Origin of the sequence: Erythrobacter sp. THAF29, from assembly GCF_009363635.1 — a bacterium.
GTDB lineage: Bacteria > Pseudomonadota > Alphaproteobacteria > Sphingomonadales > Sphingomonadaceae > Erythrobacter.
On sequence record NZ_CP045392.1, the window covers coordinates 228,387 to 248,052 of the forward strand.

22 protein-coding genes and 1 pseudogene are annotated in these 19,666 nt (G+C 60.1%); 13 read left to right on the forward strand and 10 right to left on the reverse strand.

The genetic code is table 11. The annotated features are described in order from the left end of the window. Positions 1 to 55: 55 nt before the first annotated feature. Positions 56 to 691, forward strand: coding sequence for a Crp/Fnr family transcriptional regulator (locus FIU90_RS01135; protein WP_172970142.1), 636 nt, complete (start codon positions 56 to 58; stop codon positions 689 to 691). Positions 692 to 707: 16 nt separating this feature from the next. Here the strand turns inward: FIU90_RS01135 and FIU90_RS01140 are convergent, their stop codons facing one another. Next, on the reverse strand, positions 708 to 1,601 hold the full coding sequence (locus FIU90_RS01140; protein WP_199799345.1) for an MBL fold metallo-hydrolase: 894 nt from the start codon (positions 1,599 to 1,601) through the stop codon (positions 708 to 710). Positions 1,602 to 1,657: 56 nt separating this feature from the next. Here FIU90_RS01140 and FIU90_RS01145 point away from each other — a divergent pair, with 56 nt between their 5' ends. The 4 genes and pseudogenes from FIU90_RS01145 to FIU90_RS01155 all read left to right on the forward strand — a co-directional run bounded on the left by FIU90_RS01145 (position 1,658) and on the right by FIU90_RS01155 (position 3,295). Continuing rightward, positions 1,658 to 1,978, forward strand: coding sequence for a helix-turn-helix transcriptional regulator (locus tag FIU90_RS01145; protein ID WP_152433107.1), 321 nt, complete (start codon positions 1,658 to 1,660; stop codon positions 1,976 to 1,978). Between the two features lie 11 nt (positions 1,979 to 1,989). Further along, positions 1,990 to 2,253, forward strand: a pseudogene (locus tag FIU90_RS15825) (rhodanese-like domain-containing protein); the annotation flags it as partial. Positions 2,254 to 2,310: 57 nt separating this feature from the next. Next, entirely contained in the window at positions 2,311 to 2,502 is a 192-nt protein-coding gene (locus FIU90_RS15830) for a DUF2892 domain-containing protein (RefSeq protein ID WP_370515216.1), read from the forward strand. Positions 2,503 to 2,509: 7 nt separating this feature from the next. Further along, positions 2,510 to 3,295, forward strand: coding sequence for a sulfite exporter TauE/SafE family protein (locus FIU90_RS01155; protein WP_172970143.1), 786 nt, complete (start codon positions 2,510 to 2,512; stop codon positions 3,293 to 3,295). Positions 3,296 to 3,302: 7 nt separating this feature from the next. On the opposite strand, the gene FIU90_RS01160 is transcribed toward FIU90_RS01155, so the two are convergent. After that, positions 3,303 to 3,950: a YqaA family protein gene (locus tag FIU90_RS01160; protein WP_152435628.1), complete on the reverse strand. Its 648-nt coding sequence runs from the start codon at positions 3,948 to 3,950 to the stop codon at positions 3,303 to 3,305. 243 nt (positions 3,951 to 4,193) lie between these two features. Between FIU90_RS01160 and FIU90_RS01165 the strand changes: the two genes are divergently transcribed. From FIU90_RS01165 to FIU90_RS01195, 7 genes are all read left to right on the forward strand, one after another. After that, complete coding sequence (locus tag FIU90_RS01165; protein WP_234029577.1) at positions 4,194 to 4,637, forward strand: hypothetical protein; 444 nt, start codon at positions 4,194 to 4,196, stop codon at positions 4,635 to 4,637. Further along, the gene (locus FIU90_RS15770; RefSeq protein ID WP_152433111.1) at positions 4,634 to 5,473 is read left to right on the forward strand and encodes a phage BR0599 family protein; all 840 of its coding nucleotides are present in this window, start codon (positions 4,634 to 4,636) and stop codon (positions 5,471 to 5,473) included. Before FIU90_RS01165 ends, FIU90_RS15770 begins: the two co-directional genes overlap by 4 nt. Next, positions 5,470 to 5,892 (forward strand): NlpC/P60 family protein, encoded by a 423-nt coding sequence (locus tag FIU90_RS01175; RefSeq protein ID WP_234029578.1) that lies wholly within the window; start codon positions 5,470 to 5,472, stop codon positions 5,890 to 5,892. Before FIU90_RS15770 ends, FIU90_RS01175 begins: the two co-directional genes overlap by 4 nt. An 11-nt stretch (positions 5,893 to 5,903) precedes the next feature. Further along, on the forward strand, positions 5,904 to 8,081 hold the full coding sequence (locus FIU90_RS01180) for a phage tail protein (RefSeq protein WP_152433112.1): 2,178 nt from the start codon (positions 5,904 to 5,906) through the stop codon (positions 8,079 to 8,081). 17 nt (positions 8,082 to 8,098) lie between these two features. After that, on the forward strand, positions 8,099 to 8,554 hold the full coding sequence (locus FIU90_RS01185; protein ID WP_152433113.1) for a DUF2793 domain-containing protein: 456 nt from the start codon (positions 8,099 to 8,101) through the stop codon (positions 8,552 to 8,554). 187 nt (positions 8,555 to 8,741) lie between these two features. Further along, positions 8,742 to 9,854, forward strand: a complete 1,113-nt coding sequence (locus tag FIU90_RS01190; protein WP_152433114.1) for an OmpA family protein — start codon at positions 8,742 to 8,744, stop codon at positions 9,852 to 9,854. 88 nt (positions 9,855 to 9,942) lie between these two features. After that, on the forward strand, positions 9,943 to 10,503 hold the full coding sequence (locus FIU90_RS01195) for a superoxide dismutase family protein (protein WP_152433115.1): 561 nt from the start codon (positions 9,943 to 9,945) through the stop codon (positions 10,501 to 10,503). 5 nt (positions 10,504 to 10,508) lie between these two features. On the opposite strand, the gene FIU90_RS01200 is transcribed toward FIU90_RS01195, so the two are convergent. From FIU90_RS01200 to FIU90_RS15805, 7 genes are all read right to left on the reverse strand, one after another. Beyond that, positions 10,509 to 12,158, reverse strand: a complete 1,650-nt coding sequence (locus FIU90_RS01200) for an MFS transporter (RefSeq protein WP_152433116.1) — start codon at positions 12,156 to 12,158, stop codon at positions 10,509 to 10,511. Positions 12,159 to 12,208: 50 nt separating this feature from the next. Further along, the gene (queC, locus tag FIU90_RS01205) at positions 12,209 to 12,907 is read right to left on the reverse strand and encodes a 7-cyano-7-deazaguanine synthase QueC (protein ID WP_152433117.1); all 699 of its coding nucleotides are present in this window, start codon (positions 12,905 to 12,907) and stop codon (positions 12,209 to 12,211) included. 60 nt (positions 12,908 to 12,967) lie between these two features. Next, positions 12,968 to 13,348, reverse strand: coding sequence for a hypothetical protein (locus FIU90_RS01210; protein WP_234029579.1), 381 nt, complete (start codon positions 13,346 to 13,348; stop codon positions 12,968 to 12,970). A gap of 117 nt (positions 13,349 to 13,465) precedes the next feature. Beyond that, the gene (locus tag FIU90_RS01215; protein ID WP_152433119.1) at positions 13,466 to 14,356 is read right to left on the reverse strand and encodes an Hsp33 family molecular chaperone HslO; all 891 of its coding nucleotides are present in this window, start codon (positions 14,354 to 14,356) and stop codon (positions 13,466 to 13,468) included. A 58-nt stretch (positions 14,357 to 14,414) separates the two neighbouring features. Beyond that, a complete protein-coding gene (argF, locus tag FIU90_RS01220; RefSeq protein ID WP_152433120.1) occupies positions 14,415 to 15,353 on the reverse strand; it encodes an ornithine carbamoyltransferase in 939 nt (312 codons plus the stop codon). Next, the gene (locus tag FIU90_RS01225) at positions 15,353 to 16,543 is read right to left on the reverse strand and encodes an aspartate aminotransferase family protein (RefSeq protein WP_152433121.1); all 1,191 of its coding nucleotides are present in this window, start codon (positions 16,541 to 16,543) and stop codon (positions 15,353 to 15,355) included. Before FIU90_RS01225 ends, argF begins: the two co-directional genes overlap by 1 nt. Positions 16,544 to 16,668: 125 nt before the next feature. Then, the gene (locus tag FIU90_RS15805; RefSeq protein WP_152433122.1) at positions 16,669 to 17,439 is read right to left on the reverse strand and encodes a cold-shock protein; all 771 of its coding nucleotides are present in this window, start codon (positions 17,437 to 17,439) and stop codon (positions 16,669 to 16,671) included. A gap of 321 nt (positions 17,440 to 17,760) precedes the next feature. Between FIU90_RS15805 and FIU90_RS01235 the strand changes: the two genes are divergently transcribed. After that, positions 17,761 to 18,192: a TIGR01244 family sulfur transferase gene (locus FIU90_RS01235; protein ID WP_152433123.1), complete on the forward strand. Its 432-nt coding sequence runs from the start codon at positions 17,761 to 17,763 to the stop codon at positions 18,190 to 18,192. Positions 18,193 to 18,198: 6 nt separating this feature from the next. On the opposite strand, the gene FIU90_RS01240 is transcribed toward FIU90_RS01235, so the two are convergent. Then, positions 18,199 to 19,650 carry an amidohydrolase gene (locus FIU90_RS01240; RefSeq protein WP_199799346.1) on the reverse strand — a complete coding sequence of 484 codons (1,452 nt, stop codon included), beginning with the start codon at positions 19,648 to 19,650 and terminating at the stop codon, positions 18,199 to 18,201. Positions 19,651 to 19,666: the final 16 nt, after the last annotated feature.

Sequence of the window (19,666 nt, forward strand, 5' to 3'; positions counted from 1 at the left end):
CGTCGAAAGAATGTCAGATATCTTACAATCTGCCAAACGCTCTCTTGGCGCGCCCATGCTGTTTTCGGCGCTGCCGTCGGAATTGCAGGAACGCCTTCGGGCCGACGGATCGCCTCGTCGCTTTGATGGCGGCCAGATCATCGCCCAACGGGGCGACGAAGCGGAGGGGTTCTGGCTTCTCGAGGAGGGATCGGTCTCTATCGGCCAATTCCTTGCCGATGGGGAGTTCCGCGCCGTCGCTGTGATTGGCCCCGGAGATTCGTGGGGCGAACTTGCAATGTTTGCAAACCGTCCGCGCGTTGTAGATGCCGTTGCGCGGACTCGCAGCGAGGTTCGTCACATCCGCTCGCAGGTTTTTGAAGCTTTGCTCCTTGAGCACCCTGAAGCGTCCCGGTTGCTCCTGGGCACGCTTTCACAGCAATTGCAGGAGCTGCTCGACGTCGTGGCAGGTATCAGGCGCGGTTCTGCCGGAGCTCGGGTCGCGGGCATCCTCGCCATGATGGCGGAAGGGAACGACCTACCCGTGCGAATTGCGATTTCCCAGCAGGAGCTGGCGGATCTGCTCGGGCTTACCCGCGCAACTGTGAACATCGCGCTCAAGGAGCTGGAGCAACTCAGTCTGGTGCGGCGCGCCTACCGCTCGATCGAGGTGCTCGACCGGGAGAGACTCGCCAATATCGCAATTGGTTAGCAACGGTAGAGCAGCCTCATTTCTCTATTCCGCGCGAGACCGGTTTGATCGGAATCTTGAGATACCGCACGCCGTTGTTCTCCGCTTCGGGGAATTTGCCTGCGCGAATATTTACCTGGATCGAGGGGAGTAGGAGCCGCGGCACGGCAAGATCGCTGTCGCGCGCCTCGCGCATGGCGACGAATTCGTCTTCGGTCACGCCATCATGCACATGGACGCTTTTTCGACGCTGCTCGCCCACGCTGGTTTCCCAACGAAACTCTTCGCGTCCCGGCGCCTTGTAGTCGTGGCAAAGATACAGTTTTGTATCGTCTGGAAGGGAAAGGAGACGCCTGATCGACCGGTACAGCTGCCTCGCATCGCCTCCGGGAAAGTCGGCCCGCGCTGTGCCGTAGTCGGGCATGAAGAGAGTATCGCCGACCCATACGTGTTTGCCGATCTTGTAGGCGACGTCCGCAGGAGTATGTCCGGGCACGTGCAGTACCTCCACTTCGAGGTCGCCAATCGCGAATGTCTCGCCATCAGCAAACAGCCGGTCGAAATCGGACCCGTCGGTTTTCAACGTGTGATCGGCAAACACCGGGCGGAATATCTTCTGCACCGATTTGATGTGCTCGCCGATACCGATCTTGGCCCCGGTCTTCGCCTTGATCATTGGAGCAGCCGAAAGATGGTCTGCATGGGCATGGGTTTCGAGCACCCAGTCGATAGTCACTCCCTCTTCGCTGGCAGCATCGATCATGGCCTGGGCTGATCGCACGTCCGCCTCGCCCGATGCGAGATCGAAATCCAGGACAGGATCTATGATGGCCCCGCGTTTGGTTGCGGGATCCCAGACAAGATAGCTTACCGTATTTGTCGGCTCGTCGAAAAATGCGCGGACTTGGGGATCGGTCACCGGAATCTCCATTGGGGTAGTGAATCACTCTTGACATATATTAGCATTTGCTTATTTAGCAAGTTCTAATGAAAAAGACGATCCATCCTCCTCTCGATCCAGCCGAGTTTGCCGCCCGTGCGGGCGAAGTCGCTGCGCTTCTGAAAGCGCTCGGTAACGACCGGCGCCTGATGATCATGTGCAAGCTGGCCGAAAATGGCGAACTCAGCGTCGGTGCACTCGCCATGGAGGTGGGGTTGTCGCAATCTGCCTTGTCCCAGCATCTGGCGAAATTGCGCGCGGAAGATCTGGTGGCTGCCCGCAAGGAAGCACAAACGGCCTTTTACCGCATCGCCGATCCGCGCTGCGAAGCGCTGCTGGCCACCCTGTACCAACTCTATTGTTCCTGAGGAGAAACCATATGGCGATCCGAACCATCAGCCCAGCCGAAGCGGCAAGTCTCGTCAAATCGGGCGCGCGCCTGATCGACATCCGTGCACCGGACGAATTCCGCCGCGCAAAAGCGAATGAGGCGGAGAACCGCCCGCTCGATAGCCTGTTCGAGGTCGAAGGCACGGACCCCGTCGTTTTCATGTGCAAATCGGGAATGCGCACGGGGGCCAATTCTGCGCGGCTGCAAACCTGCTGCGCCGGCGATGCTTACATCGTTGATGGCGGTCTCGACGCGTGGCGGAGCTCGGGACTTCCTGTTGAGGAAGATGCATCCCAACCTATCGAGATCATGCGCCAGGTGCAGATCGCAGCAGGCATCCTGATCCTCGTCGGTGTTGTCCTCGGCACGCTGACATCGCCTCTATGGTACGGGCTCTCGGGTTTTGTCGGCGCAGGCCTCCTGTTTGCCGGTGTAACCGGCTGGTGTGGCATGGCGAACCTTCTTTCACTAATGCCGTGGAACCGGCGCGCGTCGGCCTGACCAGCTGATGGATCCCACCACGATACTCGCGGCAATCCTGGCCGGGGCGATCATCGGCTTTATACTGGGCATGGTAGGCGGCGGAGGCTCGATTCTGGCCGTGCCTCTCCTGATTTACGTGGTCGGTGTGGATAGCACGCACACAGCAATCGGGACTGCGGCCGTTGCTGTCGCCCTTAATGCCGCGATCGGTCTTGCGGTTCACATTCGGGGCGGCAACGTGAAATGGTCGTGTGCTCTTGTCTTCGCTGCCTTTGCCGTGATCGGAGCCGCGCTAGGCGCCGAACTCGGAAAATCGGTCGACGGAGCAAGCCTCCTTGCCCTGTTCGCTCTGCTGATGATCGGCGTCGGCGCGCTTACGATACGTGAGCGCAAGGGCGGGTCCAATCCGGATGTCAGACTCCAACGCTCGACCGCGGGGGTACTTCTACCAAAGCTGGTGCCCGCCGGGTTTGCCGTGGGCGGCTTTTCCGGTTTCTTCGGGATCGGTGGCGGTTTTTTGATCGTGCCCGGGCTGATCGGAGCGACCGCCATGCCTATTGCCGCTGCTATTTCATCTTCCCTGCTGGTGATTACCGCCGTCGGAACCACGACGGCGCTTTCTTACGCACTGTCTGGATATGTCGACTGGCTGCTGGTTGCCTATCTCGGTCTTGGAGGTGTACTCGGAGCCGCCGCAGGCAAATTTGCTCTAACCCGTGTGAGTGCAAAAGGGCGAGCGATGGAAATAGGCTTCGGAGCGCTTGTCGTCGCGGTGGGATCGGCGATATTGATCTCCGAATACGTCCTTTAGGCTCAGGTCATCTACCTTCTTCGACACCGGGCATCGCATTGAGCTGCTCAAGGCTCGTCACACTATCGCAGCGATTGGCAGCGCCCGCTTCTTCGTCATCACCGCCAAACTGCGTGATCGCAACGAAACCAGCAACGACGAGCAACACAAACACCGTGGTGACGGTGCCGAGATATTGATCGATGACCTTCTTGATGGGCGCGCCGAACGCCTGAAACAGGATCCCCACCACCATGAAGATAAGCGCCCTTCCCGCGATTGCGGCAGCGGTAAAAGTCAGCAGGTCCATTTCGATGAAGCCTGCGGTGATCGTCATCAGCTTGAACGGGATCGGAGTGCCGGCGGCAAGGAAGACAGCTGCTGCGCCCTGGTCGCGGATATAACAAGCTGCAACCGGAAAACTTTCGGTCAACCCGAGAACGCCGAGCATCCACTCGCCTACGGTTTCATAAAGAAAATAGCCTATGGCATAACCGAACAGGCCGCCGAGCACCGACGCCGTCGTTGCAATCAAGGCAAAGCGAACCGCCTTCTTGGGCTCCGCGAGGCACATCAAGCCAAGAAGCGGATGCGGCGGGACCGGGAAGAAGCTCGATTCGATGAAGCAGAAGAACGCCAGCCAACCCTGCGCATGCGGGTGCGCGGCCTTGTCCATCGTCCAATTGTAAAGCGAGCGAAGCCAAGCCAATCGAAGGGGCCTTTGTTACAGAGTGGCGCGCAGGATTAGGGTAGCCTCAATGAGCGCGCAACCGCAAATAAATAACCTATTTGGCACTTTTTGATTGACATCGTGACGCTCTTTGGTTAGAGAGGGGCATAGTCGAAAAATAGCGATTCGCCAGCGGGCGGCCATCTTCTCCGATGTGCCGCCTTTTTCATGCTTGCAAAGGAGGCCATTATGACCGCTCGCGCAAAGAAGCGCTCCGGCCGTTCTGGCAACCCGCGCTGGCGCAAGACATTTCTGGAGACGCTTGCAGAGACATCGAACGTCAAGGCTTCAGCGGAAAAAGCCAAGATCGGTCCAAGCACCGCCTATAGGCTGCGCCGCGAGAATGCGGACTTCGCCCGCGCCTGGCTCGGCGCCCTGTGGGAAGGCTATGTCCATCTTGAAATGGAGGTGCTGCGTCGCCTGCGCGATGGCGATTTGCAGACCGACGATCGTGACAAATACGATTTCGCCAACGCGATCCGCTTGCTCAACGCACATCGCGAGAACGCCGTGCGGGCCGAGGCAGAGCAACGCAATGTAAGTGCAGCCGAAATCCGCGCGTCGATCGACCGCAAGGTCGAGGACATTCGCATGCGTGTCAAGCAAGAGAAGCAGCGCGGTAAATCCGCGTGAGCGAAAGGCTGGACTGGCTCGCAGAAACTTCTTCGAAGACGCGAGACCGGATCGCCAGAGCGCTCAATGAAGAGGAACGCGCAGAATTTGCCTATCACTGGAGATTCTTTGCTCGCGAAACGCAATTGCCGCCGCCCGGCACTTGGCACACCTGGCTCATCATGGCGGGGCGCGGGTTTGGAAAGACGCGTGCCGGGGCGGAATGGGTCCGCTCGATGGCAGAGGAAAATCCACATGCTCGCATCGCGCTCATTTCTTCATCGATGGCCGAAGCCCGCGCGGTCATGGTCGAAGGAGAAAGCGGCATCATCGCCTGTTGCCCACCTGACCGGGCACCCAAGTTCGAGGCTTCGCTTCGCCGTTTGAGCTTTCCGAACGGCGCCCAGGCACATCTTTTCTCGGCCGCAGAACCCGAGGCCTTGCGTGGCCCCCAACACTCTCATGCATGCCGAGCGATCTTCTGCGGGCCGGGATGCGGTCTCTCAGCCCGGAAATTCGAGGCTCTCGACACCCTCACTGCCGTCGACATCGATGCCAACCGGGTACAGCTCGCAAACAGCGCCGGACTGGATTTCGTCGACGGTCGCGTTAGGTTTCTGGACGGGACACAAACGGGTCTGGTGTTTCATGTCGTTGGCGTCGACAGGTCTTGGCTCGTCCTAGATCGTTCGCTCGTCGAGGGGACGCCAATCGGGACCAAGGTCGAAGTGCGCGAGGGATGCGACCACACATTCCAGACTTGCAGGACCCGGTTCGCCAATGCGGTGAATTTCAGGGGTGAGCCTTTTCTGCCAGGCAATGATCTTCTCGCCCGCTACGGCAAAGGATCGGAATGATGCAAGCCGCTTTGCCGGGTGATCAGCTTGCCGAGGCCGCCGCTGCAATGATCGGACGACCCTTCAGGCTTTACGGCCGCAACCCCGAAACAGGCTTGGATTGCGTCGGTCTCGTGGCTGCGAGCTTGAAAGCTATCGGGCGCAACCCCTCAATTCCGCGCGGCTACACCTTGCGCTCTACTTCGATTGCAAAATGGCAGGCGTGCTTCGAGCGATCCGGATTCGATCCAGTGGATGGCGAATTCCGCAGCGGTGATCTTCTCGTCACTCGTCCCGGTGCGATCCAGCATCACCTGATGATTGCCCAGACACCGGACACCGTGATCCACGCTCACGCAGGATTGCGGCGCGTGGTCCGCCAGCCGCTAGCGCACGACATTATTCGCGTCGCCCACTGGCGGCTGGCGAAACCAATCTAAGGAAGCGGTTCATGGCCACAGTGTTGTTCACAGTCGTAGGCACGGCTTTCGGTGGACCTTTGGGCGGCGCTATCGGCGGGCTTCTCGGGCGCCAAGTCGATCAGTCGATTTTCGGAAGCGGTGCGCGAGAAGGGCCGCGGCTAAAGGAGCTCTCGGTCACAACCTCAAGCTACGGTCAGCCGATTCCTCGCATTTTCGGTCGCATGCGAGTTGCTGGCACGGTGATCTGGTCGACCGAACTTAGTGAAAAATCGGAAACGCAGGGTGGCAAGGGCCGCCCCAAGAATACGACTTACAGCTACTCGGCCTCATTCGCTGTTGCACTTTCCAGCACGCCGATAGAGCGGATCGGGAGGATCTGGGCAGATGGCGAACTTCTGCGCGGCAGTGAAGGCGATCTCAAGGTCGAGGGTGAGATGAGGTTATACAGGGGGCTCGGTGATGACCCGGTCGATCCGATTATTGCCGCCGAAAAGGGTAGTGACGCGGTCGCATTTCGCGACTGCGCCTATGTTCTGTTCGAAGATCTTCAACTTGCCGATTACGGCAACCGAATCCCAGCACTGACCTTCGAAGTGTTCGCAGAGGAAGCGCCTCGGGTGACGCTTAATGCGCTCGCTCCGAGCGCCGATGTCGATGCCGGAAATGCCGAAATAGAATACGCGCGGGGCTTCGCCGATGAAGGCGGTTCGATTTCGTCGACGCTCGCTGCTCTCGACCGTGTCTTCCCCCTTACTTGTCGAGTGGCACAGGACGGCCTCAAACTGGGAATCCGTAAGGCGCTGCCGCAGAACATCCCAACCCTGTCACGGCAGCTGTCTTCGAGGGACAGTGGCGATGCGAATGAGCGCCATAGGCAGCGGGGGCAGGCAGAAGCGCGAGAGCCTCTTGCGCTGCGCTATTATGACGAGGGACGCGACTACCAACCTGGCGTCCAGCGCGCCAATGGCGTTCGCAGCGAGGGGCGCGAGATTATGATCGACCTCCCTGCAGTCCTGAATGCATCTGGCGCAAAGCAGTTGGCAAATGACAATGCCCACAGGACAAGATGGCGCTCCCAGCGCCTGAAATGGCGTGTCGGTGAAATCGATCCGTCAATTGTCGCCGGAAGCGTTGTGAAAATTCCGGATGGCCCTGGCTTTTGGTTGGTCAGAAGTTGGGAGTGGCTCTCGGAAGGCATCGAACTCGAGCTAGAACGGTTACCTCCCGAGCTTGGAAGCACAACAGGCGGCGATTCCGGAGCGGCAAACTCGCCGCTAGACCTCTCCGTTGCCCAGACGACGCTTGCGGCCATCGAGATTCCGCATGAGGGCAGCGGCGACGTTGATAAGCCCAATCTATTCGCAGCCGCAGCCGGCACTTCGGAAAACTGGAACGGCGCTAGCCTATTTGCCGAGCAGAATTCTTCGCTTGTCCCGATCGGTCCAAGTGGCTCCCGAAGCGCCGTTCATGGCACGCTTGCGGTGCCGCTCGGAGTGTCCGCCTGCCATCTGTTCGAACCCAACGCGAAGGTCGAAGTGGCAATTGCCGGGCCCGTATCCGCGCTGATGGAAGCAGACATTAACGGCATTGCGAATGGCGCAAACCGACTTTGCGTTGGCGCAGAAATCATTCAGTTCGCGGGTGCAACGGAAACTGCACCCGGCCGATGGGAGCTTACCGGGCTCCTTCGAGGGCGCGGCGGAACGGAAGATGCCGCGCAAGTCGTCCATCCAGCTGGCACGGCTGTCGTACTGATCGACGATAGGCTTACCGGTCTCGACCCAACTCAGATCAATACCGAAGCGACAACGCGAATTGCCGCAGTCGGTCGGGGCGATGCAACACCTGTCTTCGCACAGCTCGACAATGCCGGTCTATCGCGGCGACCGCCTACCCCGGTTCACCCCCGGCTCAGCGTTTCGTCGGACGAAAGCTGGCAGCTATTCTGGACTCGCCGGGCACGCGGACAATGGCGCTGGGAGTCGCTGCTCGAACCACCGCTGATCGAGCAGCAGGAGGCCTATGCCGTTGGATTCGGACCGGTCGACAGTCCCCACAGGACCTGGGTGGTCAATGAGGCCAGCTTGGCTCTGGGGGTTCAGGAAAGAGCTGATCTGTTAGCTGCGCATGGGCCCGGTCCAATCTGGGTCAAACAGGTGGGCACCTTCGTCAATTCGCCGCCACTGCACCTCGCGAACATCGATTAGGTATTCAGGAGACAATCATGACCGAGCCACTCACTTTCGCATCGAGCACGCAGACCTATTCGCTTCCATTACTATTTGCGGGACAGGCACAGAAAGAGTTCTTCGTGAACCAGGCGTTGGCAACCATCGACAGTCTTCTTCAGCTTTCGGTAGAGGCATCTGTCGCTGCCCCGCCTGCCGATCCTGCAGATGGCTCCTGCTTTCGGATAGCCGGCGGAGCCACGGATGATTGGGCGGGCAAGGACGACATGTTGGCTATCAGGATTTCAGGCGCATGGCAGTTCGTCGATCCTCCCGCCGGAACCCGGTTGTATGATCGGGCGGCACGCCAATGTCTGCTGTTCGATGCGGGTTGGATACAACCCGCGGAGCCCTCGGAACCTGCTGGCGGAAGCGTAGTCGATTCCGAGGCCCGCGCGGCGATAAACGAACTAATTTCAGCAATGCGAAGTGCTGGAATTTTCGCAGGTTAATCCATCCGATTCACTAAATGGCTGCGATCCAGCATTCGAATACTGCGGCTTTGAGCCCATTTTTTTCCCAGCAACCGTCGATAGCGGCATTCTTGCAACAGTTTAGGGCGATTGATTGCTTGCCACTTTTTTGCCGAGAAGTTAGATACGAAGGGTGCCTCAAACCTATAAAAAGGGGAATATAAGAATGCGCAATCTCGTCATTGGTATGGCGATGGCTTCGACAGCGCTCACCGCACCCGCCATGGCCCGCGAAGGCCAATGGTATATCGAGGGTCAAGGTGGCGTCATGATCGTCGAAGACATCAAGTTCGACGTGAACGGCAGCCCGGAAGAGTACCAGGGTGACTACACCGAAGGTGCCGATTTCGGTGGCTTGGTTGGTTATGACTTCGGTGCGTTCCGCCTCGAAGCTGAAGCCAGCTATCGTACGGCCGACCTCGAAACGTTCCGCGCAACCCCGGGCTTCCTGAACCAGGTGCCTCCGGGGACCACGCAGGTCGCTAATGGCGAATTTAATTCGCTTAGCTTCATGCTGAATGGTCTGTTTGATCTCGGCTCCGATGACGGCCTTCAGGGCTTCTTCGGCGGCGGCATCGGCGTCGCGCGCACCGACGTTGAAGCTCAGTATTTCTCAAACCTCTCGCCTGTCGTCGATGATTCCGATACCGGCCTTGCTTGGCAACTCCTTGCCGGCGTTCGCGCGCCGCTGAGCGACAGCTGGGATGTTGGCCTTCGTTATCGCTACTTCAACGCGGTGAATCTGGAGTTGTTCGATACGGTCGGCAATTCGCTTGAGACGGACGTGAGCACGCACTCGCTGCTCGGCACGCTCACCTACAACTTCGGTGGTGAAGCTCCGCCTCCTCCGCCCCCGCCGCCGCCGCCTCCTCCGCCCCCGCCGCCACCGCCACCGCCACCGCCGCCGCCGCCGCCTCCGCCGCCGCCGTGCAACACGGGGCCGTACATTGTCTTCTTTGATTTCGATCAGTCAGACATCACTGCGGAAGCTGCGACGATCCTCAACAACGCGGTTACGGCTTACGCCAACTGCGGCACTGCAAACGTCATGCTCGCCGGTCACACCGACCGTGCCGGTAGTGTTCAGTACAACATCGGTCTGGCCGAGCGTCGTAACGCATCGGTGCGCGACTACCTCACCGGTCGCGGTATTCCGGACGGTCGTATCAGCAGCGAAGCATTCGGCGAATCGCAGCCACGTGTTCCGACAGCTGATGGCGTTCGCGAACTTCAGAACCGTCGCGTCGAAGTCACCTACGGTCCGGGTTCGGGCATGTAAGGTTGAGCTTCACGCTCCACAGATTGAGGGGCCGGAGCAATCCGGCCCCTTTTTCTTTCGCAAGTCCATCCAAAATAGGGGAAGAGTTATGCGTAATCTCAGTGCGCTAGGCCTTGCATCAATTGCAGCCGCGATCACGGGCTGTACGGGATCGGAGACTGCGATCAGCGACCAAGAGAGCACAGTTGAGAACGCCGCGATCCAGCTCGCCGTCGCCGAGTTGTCCAATTCTCAAGGCGCACCGGCAGGGACTGTTACGCTGAACCAGAATGCAGAGTCGCTTACGCTTGAGATTGCGCTTCAAGGTCTCGAGGATGGAGAGCATGGCTTTCACCTCCACATGACAGGCCAGTGCGACGCGCCCGACTTCACCTCCGCGGGCGGGCATCTCAACCCCTTTGAAAAGTCTCACGGCACTCTGAATGAAGACGGCAAACATCTCGGCGATTTGCCGAATCTGGTAATCGACACCGACGGAACCTTTACCGGATCCGCATCACTCGAAGGGGACGCGGCTGAACTCGTCCCTCTAATCTTCGATGAAGACGGAACCTCGGTGATGGTTCACGCGGGACCGGACGATTATCGCTCTGATCCCGCCGGGAATGCAGGCCCCCGCATCGCATGCGGCGTGTTGGTGCGCTCGTAGCTGGTTCAGGAGTTACCGGTCGCTACCGGCTCGCCCGCCGCTACTGCGCGCTCCAGCACAGTTGCGTTGGCTTTTGGGACAAGTCTTAGCGCCGCCAAAAGCAGGGCAAGGCCGACCGGCGCAATCCAGAGGGTGGCTAGCACACCGGCACTGAGGTCACCGTCATTCTCCGCTGAGACGTAGCCAGCCGTATACGGTCCGAGCGCCAGACCTACCAAAGTCGTCGCCAGAAAAAACGTTGCGGTTGCGGTGCCTCTCATCCGTGGCAGCACCAAAGCCTGGCTGCTGGCCGCAGCCGCGCCAAGCGCCGATGCGGCAAGCGCGCCGACCACGACATTCAGGACAAGGAAGAGGGGGAAGCTCCCGGTCGTGTACTGGACGATTGCGAAGGGGATGGGGCTAAGAAGGCCAAAGAGGACCACCCAAATCCGTCCTGACTGAGTACGAGCAAAGAGCGCGTCTGCCATCCGGCCGCCCAGGATAACACCGAGGAATCCGCCAACCGCTCCGCCTCCTCCAAGCCAGAACCCGAGTTCGGCCTTGGACACGTCGAAAACGCGCTCGGCATAAGGGGCACCCCAGTACGACGCGGAATAGGCCATGAACGCGACCGTTCCATATCCGAGGATGGTGCACAGAAATGCAGGTGATCCCCAGGTCAGTGCAAATGTCGGATAATCACGCACACGCAATGCGCTCGCCCAGCAGAACACTGCATAGTATCCGATCGCCAGTAGGAACCACTGATCGGTAATTGGCGGCAGTTCCGCCCCAAGGAGCCCGCCAAGTCCCGCTACGATCAAGCCCTCTCCGGAATCAAGCGCGCGCGTAATCAAGTGAGCAAGTACAAGCGTGGCGAAGAAGATAGCGATGTTGATCGCGAACGCCCTTGCCCCGCGTGCCGCCGCCCCCAGAAATGTAAATGGGGGTATGACCGTGTAAAGCTCGCGCATAAATCCGCGGAATGGCTGCGGGTCTTCTTTCGAGGGGAGCCCGTCGATCGCACCGCGGACCGGCTCGCGTAAGGTAAAGACCCAGATTGCCAGCAGCAATCCCGGAAGTCCGACAGCGATGAATGCGGCCTGCCAACCGGCAAGGCCAAGAACCGGGTCGCCATCGGGGAATGCCGCATTCCATCGATCGACGATCACCCCCCCGATCGCCAGAGACACACCGCCCCCAATATAGAGGCCTGAGGAATAGATAGCGAGCGCGGTCGCTCTGAGCCGGGCGGGAAACCAGTCGGAGATAAGCGAATAAGCAGAGGGGCTGGCGGTGGCCTCGCCTACGCCAACCCCGATCCGTGCGACAGTCAGGGTCGCGGCGTCCCGAGCAAAACCGGAAACCGCCGTCATGGCCGACCAGAGCGTCAAGCCCAGTGTCATTAGTCGCACGCGCTTCCAACTGTCTGCCAGTCGCCCGAGGGGAATTCCGAACAGCGCATAAAAGATCGCGAATGCCGTACCGTAGAGAAATCCCAGATAGGCATCGTCGACCCCCAGGTCGGCCTTTATGTCATTTGCCAGGATCGAAAGAATCTGGCGATCGATGAAATTGAGAACGTAGACGAGCACGAGGACGCTCAGTGCATACCAGCTGTATGCCGGGACCGGTTGTTCAGCCTGACCCTGCTCGTCGATTTTCGCTTCTTCCAAGAGAATTCCCCTTCCCGCGCCCAAGACAGAATGGATGGCGGCTTCGCGCCCTACGCGGCGTAGACTGTGCTATCCTGTAATCCCGCCTCGGCAAATCCCTTTTTCCGCAGACGACATGAATCGCACAGTCCGCAAGCAAGGTTGTCTTCGGTTGGATCATAGCAGGACCAGCTCCACGCCGGATCCAGGCCAAGCCGATGACATTCCCTCGCGATGTCTGCCTTGGTCATTTGTTGGAGCGGAGCGTGGATAGTGAAGGGACGGCCTTCAACGCCCTGTTTGGTCCCCAGTCGGGCGGTCTCCGCGAAACTCTCGATGAATTCTGGTCGGCAATCGGGATAGCCTGAATAGTCGAGCGCATTGACTCCGATGAAGACATCACTCGATCCCGCAGCTTCGGCACATGCGGTGGTGAGGGCGAGGAACACGAGGTTGCGGGCGGGGACATAGGTTACGGGGATATCGTCGCCAACACCCGACTTTGGCACTTCGATCGCATCGGTCAGTGCCGAGCCTCCGAAGGCTCGAAGATCGAGTGCAATCTCGGTCTGGGAAGCCAGCCAAAGTTCTTCTGCGATCCGTTTGGCTGAGGCGAGCTCCAGTCGATGCCGTTGCCCGTAATCGACGGTAAGCGCGCGGACCTCGAAGCCGCGTTCCTTGGCGATGGCTGCGGTTACCATTGAATCGAGACCGCCCGAAAGAAGGACGACTGCGACCGGTTTTTGTGAGGCCTTGCTTTCTTCGCTCATTGCGTGACGCTTAGCGCGATCGCCACGAGACGCAATCACCTGTAAGCGAAAGAAAGACGGTCAACAGGTTCCGGTTCGGCGTGCTTCGCCTGCAAACTGGAACGGCAGTCCGTCAGCTATGCCCTGGCTTTCGATCTGGACGAGCGCACCGGTTTCGCGGCGGATGAAAGTCCGTCCGTACCCGTTGCCGGGACAAGTATACTGCACGGTGACCCGAGCAGCACCGTCCTCGACCACGAATCGGCTACACCCTGTTTCGCGATGACGAAGCTGGATGAGTTCGCGGCCGGTCCGAACGCAGATCTTGCGATCGGGCGATCCGTCGCGAAACTTGATCGTCCACTCGCCCTTGGTCAGACCTGCCAGCATCGCGAGACCATCGGCCTGCCCGAACGCCGGGATAGAGAAGCCCAGCGCCCCGGTGCATGCCAACAGGCTCATTCGTCGGCTTAATTTGCTCGGTGCTTTTCTCATCAGATCAACATCGTCCTTTCAGAAAGAATCGCTTGCACATTCTGCCATAACTGCGATGAGCCGTTTCTGAACAGAGACGAGCCGTTAAATCTGAAGCTCGAACGCTTTCGAGCAAAAGGCGCAGTCGACCACGATACGCCCGTCCTCGTCGCGCATAGCTGCTTGTTCCGCTTCGGGAAAACGCGCGATGACCGTCTCATAATACTCGGCGCTGCAGCGGCATCCGCGCTTTAGCTCCGCGCCAGGTTGCACGCGCACCTCCTCCTCTTCGTGAAACAGCCGCCAGGCAAGTGCCTCCAGCGATAGGTTGCTGTCGACCAGCTCGTCGTGGCTGATTGTAGACGCCATGGTGACTACGTGCTCCCAGTCAGGGTGGTCGAGGCGGACGTGCAGACGTTCGCGTCCCTCTTCCCCGTCGGCGAGGTGCTGGATGAGGAGGCCGGCTGCGATCTGTACATCGGGGCCCGAGCGGCTGGCGACCTTGATCAAGGTCGGGACCTGTTCCGACTGCACGAAATAGGTCTCGCACGCCTCGGCAAGGGTCTCGCCCTCCAAGGGAACGATGCCTTGATAGCGACGGCCTCCACCGGTTTCGAAGGTCACCGCCAGATACCCTTCCCCGAATAGCGCAGAAAGCGAAGGATTTGCGCCCAGTCCTGCCAGAGCCTCTTCATCGAAATCGGCATAGCCGCGCATCGTCCCGCCGCGATAATCGCAGACCAGAAGAGATACGACGCCAGCCTGCGTCTGCGCCTGCATGGTCAGCTGCGCCTCATCCCCTTTCATCAGGCCGCCCATAAGCGCGCCCAAAACCAACGCCTCGCTGAGCAGGTGAGTGATGGGCGCGGGATAATCGTGCGCCGAGAGGACGTCCTTAACAACGGTATCAAGCCGTACGACGCGCGCACGCGCATTGCGGGCAGGCAACGTGAACCCGAGAAGTTTGTCGGAGTATGTTTCGATCTCTGTCTGCATGAGCGGCTATATGGTGGTTCGACCGCGAAGGTTTAAGACCCTCGGCCCGGTCGGCCAATCATGCCGCCTCGAGCAGCCCGAAGCTCCAGAGCAGGATCGATTTTTGCGCGTGGATACGGTTTTCCGCCTCGTCGAAGACCACCGACCGATCGCTCTCGAAGACATCCTCGCTCACCTCTTCGCCGACATGGGCCGGGAGGCAGTGAAGGAAGATTGCGTCGCTCTTGGCCTCCGCCATCAGCGCCGAGTTGACTTGAAAGGGCGCCATCGCCGCAAGTTTCGCATCTGCATGGTCCTGTCCCATCGAAACCCACGTGTCGGTGACGATCACGTCCGCCCCTCGCGCCGCCACCCCCGCGTCCTGCGTGAGTGTCACGGACGCGCCACCGGCTCGTGCCAATTCGACGAATTCGGGTTCGGGTTCAAAACCGGCAGGCGTCGCAACGCGCACATTGAACTTCATGAGCCCGGCTGCTTCCAGGACCGAATGCAACACGTTGTTGCCATCGCCAAACCACGCGACCTCAAGACCGGGCAGCGACTTGCCATGCTCAATCATCGTAAGCAGGTCGGCGACGATCTGGCAGGGATGCGAGCGGTCGGTGAGGCCGTTGATCACCGGTACCGTGGCGTGTCGGGCCATTTCCTCGATCTTCGAATGATCGTCGGTCCGCAACATGATCGCATCGACCATCCGGCTCAGAACCCGCGCTGTGTCGGCGATGGTCTCGCCGCGACCAAGCTGGCTCGAGCCTGCTTCGAGGATCAGGACTGTCCCGCCCAGCTGGCGCATCGCAATATCGAAGCTGACCCGCGTGCGCGTGGAGTTCTTCTCGAATACGAGCGCCAGCACGCGGCCAGCCAGCGGCGCATCGGAATCCGGCTGCCCTTTCGCCCAGCCTGATCGCGCCGCCTTGCGGTCGATTGCGTCGTTGATCAGCGCCGCGATTGCGTCAGCTCCGGCGTCTCCGAGGTCGAGGAAGTGGCGCACCGCCATCAGGCCGGTCTGGGCACTTCGTAGCTCGCAGCCCCGGCCGAAAGCTTCTCGAAGAACTCGTCCATTTCCGCATCGCCAATGACGAGCGGCGGGATTACGCGCAGTGTGTTGTCGCCCGCCGCAACGGTAAGCAGCTGGTGGTTGTCGCGCAGGTGGACGAAAAACGGGCGGCTCTCGACCTTCATCTTGATGCCGAGCATGAGCCCCTTGCCGCGCACCAGCTCGAAAAGTTCCGGATAGTTGCCGATGAACTGCTCAAGGCGCGAGCGCAGACGCTCACCTTTCTCTCGGACCGAAGCGAGAAATTCTTCATTCGCGACCGCTTCCATCACCGCGCTGCCCGCGGCCATGGCAAGAGGGTTGCCGCCATAGGTCGAGCCATGCGTGCCGAAGACCATGCCGCGCGCCGCCTTTTCGGTCGCAAGACAGGCGCCGATCGGGAATCCGCCGCCCAATCCCTTTGCCGTCGCGACGATGTCGGGCTCGATCCCGTATTGCTCGTAGGCATATAGCGTGCCGGTGCGCGCAACGCCGCACTGCACCTCGTCGAGAACGAGCATCAAATCGTTCTCGTCGGCAAGCTTTCGCAGTTCCTGCATGAACTCGACCGATGCCGGTCGAATGCCGCCCTCACCCTGAATCGGCTCGACAAGGAAGCCGGCGGTGTTCGGCCCCATAAGTGCCTTGGCCGATTCCAGATCGTCGAATTCTGCATATTTGAACCCGGCAAGAAGAGGCGAGAAGCCGTGGTGCATCTTCTCCTGGTTCGAAGCACTGATGGTTGCCATCGTGCGCCCGTGAAATGCGTTCTTGAAGGTGATGAGCTCGAACTTCGTCGTGTCGCCTTCGTGCTGGTGGTAAGCGCGTGCTGTCTTGATCGCGGTTTCGACAGCCTCGGCGCCGGAATTGGTGAAGAAAACCGTGTCGGCAAAGGTGTTATCGACCAGCGTCTGCGCGAGTTTTTCGCCCTGCGGACTGCCGTAGAGGTTGGAGACGTGCATCAGCGTTTCCGCCTGCTTTTGAATAGCCTTGATCAGCCCCTCATGCGAGTGCCCCAGCAGGTTGACCGCTATCCCGCTCGCGAAATCGAGATAGCGCGTGCCGTCCTCGTCAATAAGGTGGCAGTGCTCGCCGCGAACCGGCCGCACGCCGCAACGCGGATAGACAGGCATGAGCGGGGTAATCGACATAGATCAAATCCTAGGCTTGAAATCAGGTCAAAACACAAATGGCGACCCAAGATTGAGCCGCCATCCGCGTTTGAGATAAGGCCGCTCGGACACTTGGTCAAACGGCCGGATAAATGTTCGGGGGGTTAGCCCTGGACCGGCACGAGGTTGACCGCGGAATACTTTCCGCGTCGATCGACCTCGAGGTCGAATTCGTAGCGCTCGCCCTCGTTCAACTCCGAAAGACCCGAACGTTCGACCGCGCTGATATGCACGAACGCGTCCGGCTGGCCGTCATCGCGAACGAGGAAGCCGAAACCCTTCATCGAGTTGAAGAATTTGACCGTACCGGTCGCCTTCTCACCTGTCAGCTCGCGCTTGGGAGGGCCGCCTGCCTGGACTTGCACGACATCGCCAACGATCTGGAGATCCTGTGCGGAAATCTTGCCGCCGCGATCGACGAGGTTGAATTCGAGTTCCTGACCTTCGCCAAGCCCTTCTAGGCCCGCGCGCTCCACCGCGCTGATATGGACGAACACGTCCTCACCGCCGGTTTCCTGCTGGATGAAGCCGAAGCCTTTCTGGCCGTTGAAGAACTTCACGGTGCCTTTGCCGGTGCCGACGACCTGAGCGGGCATGCGGTTGAAACCGCCGCCTCCGCCACCACCGCCGCCGCGAGGGCCACCGCGATCGCCGCCGCCGTAGCCGCCGCGCGGTCCGCCGCGATCGCCGCCACCGCCGAAACGGTCTCCGCCACCGCCACGGTCGCCACCGCCAAAGCGGTCACCACCACGGTCATTTCCGTAATCACTCGGGGGTGGAAATCCGTCCATCCCGCCACCGAAAGGATCGAAACCCTCTTCGCCGAAACCGTCGCGCTTGTCCCGGCCGCGCCGACGTCCCCTATCGTAACCCATAATCCAGTACGTACCTTGTCACACTGTCCAATCACTTCGATGCGCCGGTTGCGGGGACAGTGATCCGAACCGGACGCGGCCCGACATCCGATCAGCCGAATGCCGTCCACCAAAAGAGGTCATAGCGCACAAAGCCTTGCTTTGCGAATGATTTAAGTTCCACGAGCTTGATGGTGCATAATTATGACATTTTCGAACCACTTTCATGATGATCGAAGACAAATATCGGTCATTACCAATAGAATGCGGGTCACCATGGGGTTTGCCATTTGTCTGCACGCATCCTAGCACCGGCCCGAACCAAGCGAGGAAATGAGCAAGATGAGCAATTTTCGACCGCTGTCCGAATCGGTGTTGGCAAGTCCGCAGATCGAGCTTTCCGACATCGAAACTGCGCGCAGCCAAGGGATCACGCTGATCGTCAACAATCGGCCCGATGGCGAGGATCCATCCGCTCCGCAGGGCGATGAGGTGGAGGCTGCCGCCAAAGCTGCCGGCATCGATTATGTCGCGATCCCCATCGGCCATGCAGGCTTCAGCGAGCCGCAGGTCGACCAGATGATCGCCGCGCTGGGAAAGACCGATGGCAAAGTCCTTGCCTATTGCCGATCCGGCACGCGATCGACCTTCCTGTGGTCGCTGGCGCAGGCAAAAAGCGGCAAAGATCCCGATGCTATCGCCGAAGCAGCATCGGCGGCGGGGTACGATATCACCCCGATCCGCCCAATGATCGATATGCTCGCCGCGCGCTGATCGCGCCTATTTCCGATAATCGAGCGGCGGCGCACGGTCGCCAAGCAGCGAGCGGTACTCGTAGTCCTCGCCACGCGCCTCGTCGAATTCCGCCCTGGCTTGCGCGCGAAGCTCCGGATTGGTGAAAAGCTCGACCGCCATCAACGACATCGCCTTGGCGGCAAGCTGGGTGCCCTTGTAGCCGATCGAGTGGCCGCTCGCCGCAACAGCCTGCCAGCTATGTGCGCTGGTGCCGGGAACCCAGGTCGCGGTGCGCACCCCCACGGTCGGGGTCGCCCACGAGACATCTCCGACATCGGTGGAGCCGTAGCCCAGGTTTTTCTCGTATGGCTGGATTTCCCCTGCGCCCTCCAGCGGCTTGGCAGCATCGCCGAGCGAAGCCTGCAACTGCTCGGCCCAATCACGCTCCTCGTCGCTATACGTAATCCCTCCGAGGCTGCGCAGCTTCGCATCCATGACCTTGGCGAGCGTCTCGTTCACGAGCAGCGGATTGTTGCCGTGGATCACTTCCCATTCGACCTTGGTGCCGGTCCCCATCGCCGCGCCGCGCGCCGCATTCTCGAGTCGCGCCCAGATTTCCTCGACACCGTCGGGATCGGGGTGACGGACGTAATAGAAATTCTCGGCGAAATCGGGGACGACGTTGGGTGCATTGCCGCCGCTGGTTATGACATAATGCATGCGCGCATCCTGCGGCATGTGCTCGTGGAGCATGTTCGCCATCATGTTCATCGCCTCGGCCCCGTCGAGAGCACTGCGACCTCGCTCGGGAGCACCAGCCGCGTGTGCCGAAATGCCGGTAAAACGGAACTTGGCCGAGCGATTGGCAAGGCTGGTGCGCGCTGCTGCGCTGTTTTCATCGTCGGCATGCCAGTGGATCGCGATATCGACATCGTCGAAAAGCCCTGCGCGCGTCATATAGACCTTGCCCGAGCCACCCTCTTCGGCAGGCGTACCGTAGAGCCGAATGCGTCCGGGAGTGCCGGTTTCCTCGAGCCACTTTTTGACCGCGATGGCCGCGGTCAATGAGCCCGCGCCGAACAGGTTGTGGCCGCAGGCGTGCCCTGCATGCTTGCCTTGAACCGGGTCGCGACTGGCCGATGCCGACTGGTTGATGCCGGGAAGCGCGTCCATTTCGGCGAGGATCGCGATCACCGGACCGCCTTCGCCCCATTCGGCGACGAATGCTGTCGGAATGTCGGCGATGCCTTTCTCGATCCGGAATCCCTCGGAAGCGAGCTCCCCTTGCAACAGATCGGTCGAGCGCGTTTCGAGATAGCCAAGCTCGGCATAGTCCCAAAGCTGCTGCGCAACACGCGCCGTGCGGTCGGCATCGGCAGTGACGAATGCAACGGGATCGACGCCTGCAATCGAATGGTTGTCTGCGGTGAGCGGCGCGGAACCAAATGCCAGCGCGGCAAGAGCCACTGCGGCGATTGGGGGCTTGGGCAATTTCATCGTGATCTCCTTGGCG

Coding starts and splice junctions, on each gene's coding strand:
- FIU90_RS01225 (WP_152433121.1), bottom strand. CDS start 16,543: ATGTCGATTACCCCGCTCATGCCTGTCTATCCGCGTTGCGGCGTGCGG.
- FIU90_RS15805 (WP_152433122.1), bottom strand. CDS start 17,439: ATGGGTTACGATAGGGGACGTCGGCGCGGCCGGGACAAGCGCGACGGT.
- FIU90_RS01135 (WP_172970142.1), top strand. CDS start 56: ATGCTGTTTTCGGCGCTGCCGTCGGAATTGCAGGAACGCCTTCGGGCC.
- FIU90_RS01140 (WP_199799345.1), bottom strand. CDS start 1,601: ATGGAGATTCCGGTGACCGATCCCCAAGTCCGCGCATTTTTCGACGAG.
- FIU90_RS01165 (WP_234029577.1), top strand. CDS start 4,194: ATGACCGCTCGCGCAAAGAAGCGCTCCGGCCGTTCTGGCAACCCGCGC.
- queC (WP_152433117.1), bottom strand. CDS start 12,907: ATGAGCGAAGAAAGCAAGGCCTCACAAAAACCGGTCGCAGTCGTCCTT.
- FIU90_RS01210 (WP_234029579.1), bottom strand. CDS start 13,348: ATGAGCCTGTTGGCATGCACCGGGGCGCTGGGCTTCTCTATCCCGGCG.
- FIU90_RS01195 (WP_152433115.1), top strand. CDS start 9,943: ATGCGTAATCTCAGTGCGCTAGGCCTTGCATCAATTGCAGCCGCGATC.
- FIU90_RS01155 (WP_172970143.1), top strand. CDS start 2,510: ATGGATCCCACCACGATACTCGCGGCAATCCTGGCCGGGGCGATCATC.
- FIU90_RS01190 (WP_152433114.1), top strand. CDS start 8,742: ATGCGCAATCTCGTCATTGGTATGGCGATGGCTTCGACAGCGCTCACC.
- FIU90_RS01215 (WP_152433119.1), bottom strand. CDS start 14,356: ATGCAGACAGAGATCGAAACATACTCCGACAAACTTCTCGGGTTCACG.
- FIU90_RS01240 (WP_199799346.1), bottom strand. CDS start 19,650: ATGAAATTGCCCAAGCCCCCAATCGCCGCAGTGGCTCTTGCCGCGCTG.
- FIU90_RS01180 (WP_152433112.1), top strand. CDS start 5,904: ATGGCCACAGTGTTGTTCACAGTCGTAGGCACGGCTTTCGGTGGACCT.
- FIU90_RS01160 (WP_152435628.1), bottom strand. CDS start 3,950: ATGGACAAGGCCGCGCACCCGCATGCGCAGGGTTGGCTGGCGTTCTTC.
- FIU90_RS15830 (WP_370515216.1), top strand. CDS start 2,311: ATGCGCCAGGTGCAGATCGCAGCAGGCATCCTGATCCTCGTCGGTGTT.
- FIU90_RS01235 (WP_152433123.1), top strand. CDS start 17,761: ATGAGCAATTTTCGACCGCTGTCCGAATCGGTGTTGGCAAGTCCGCAG.
- FIU90_RS01185 (WP_152433113.1), top strand. CDS start 8,099: ATGACCGAGCCACTCACTTTCGCATCGAGCACGCAGACCTATTCGCTT.
- argF (WP_152433120.1), bottom strand. CDS start 15,353: ATGGCGGTGCGCCACTTCCTCGACCTCGGAGACGCCGGAGCTGACGCA.
- FIU90_RS01145 (WP_152433107.1), top strand. CDS start 1,658: ATGAAAAAGACGATCCATCCTCCTCTCGATCCAGCCGAGTTTGCCGCC.
- FIU90_RS01175 (WP_234029578.1), top strand. CDS start 5,470: ATGATGCAAGCCGCTTTGCCGGGTGATCAGCTTGCCGAGGCCGCCGCT.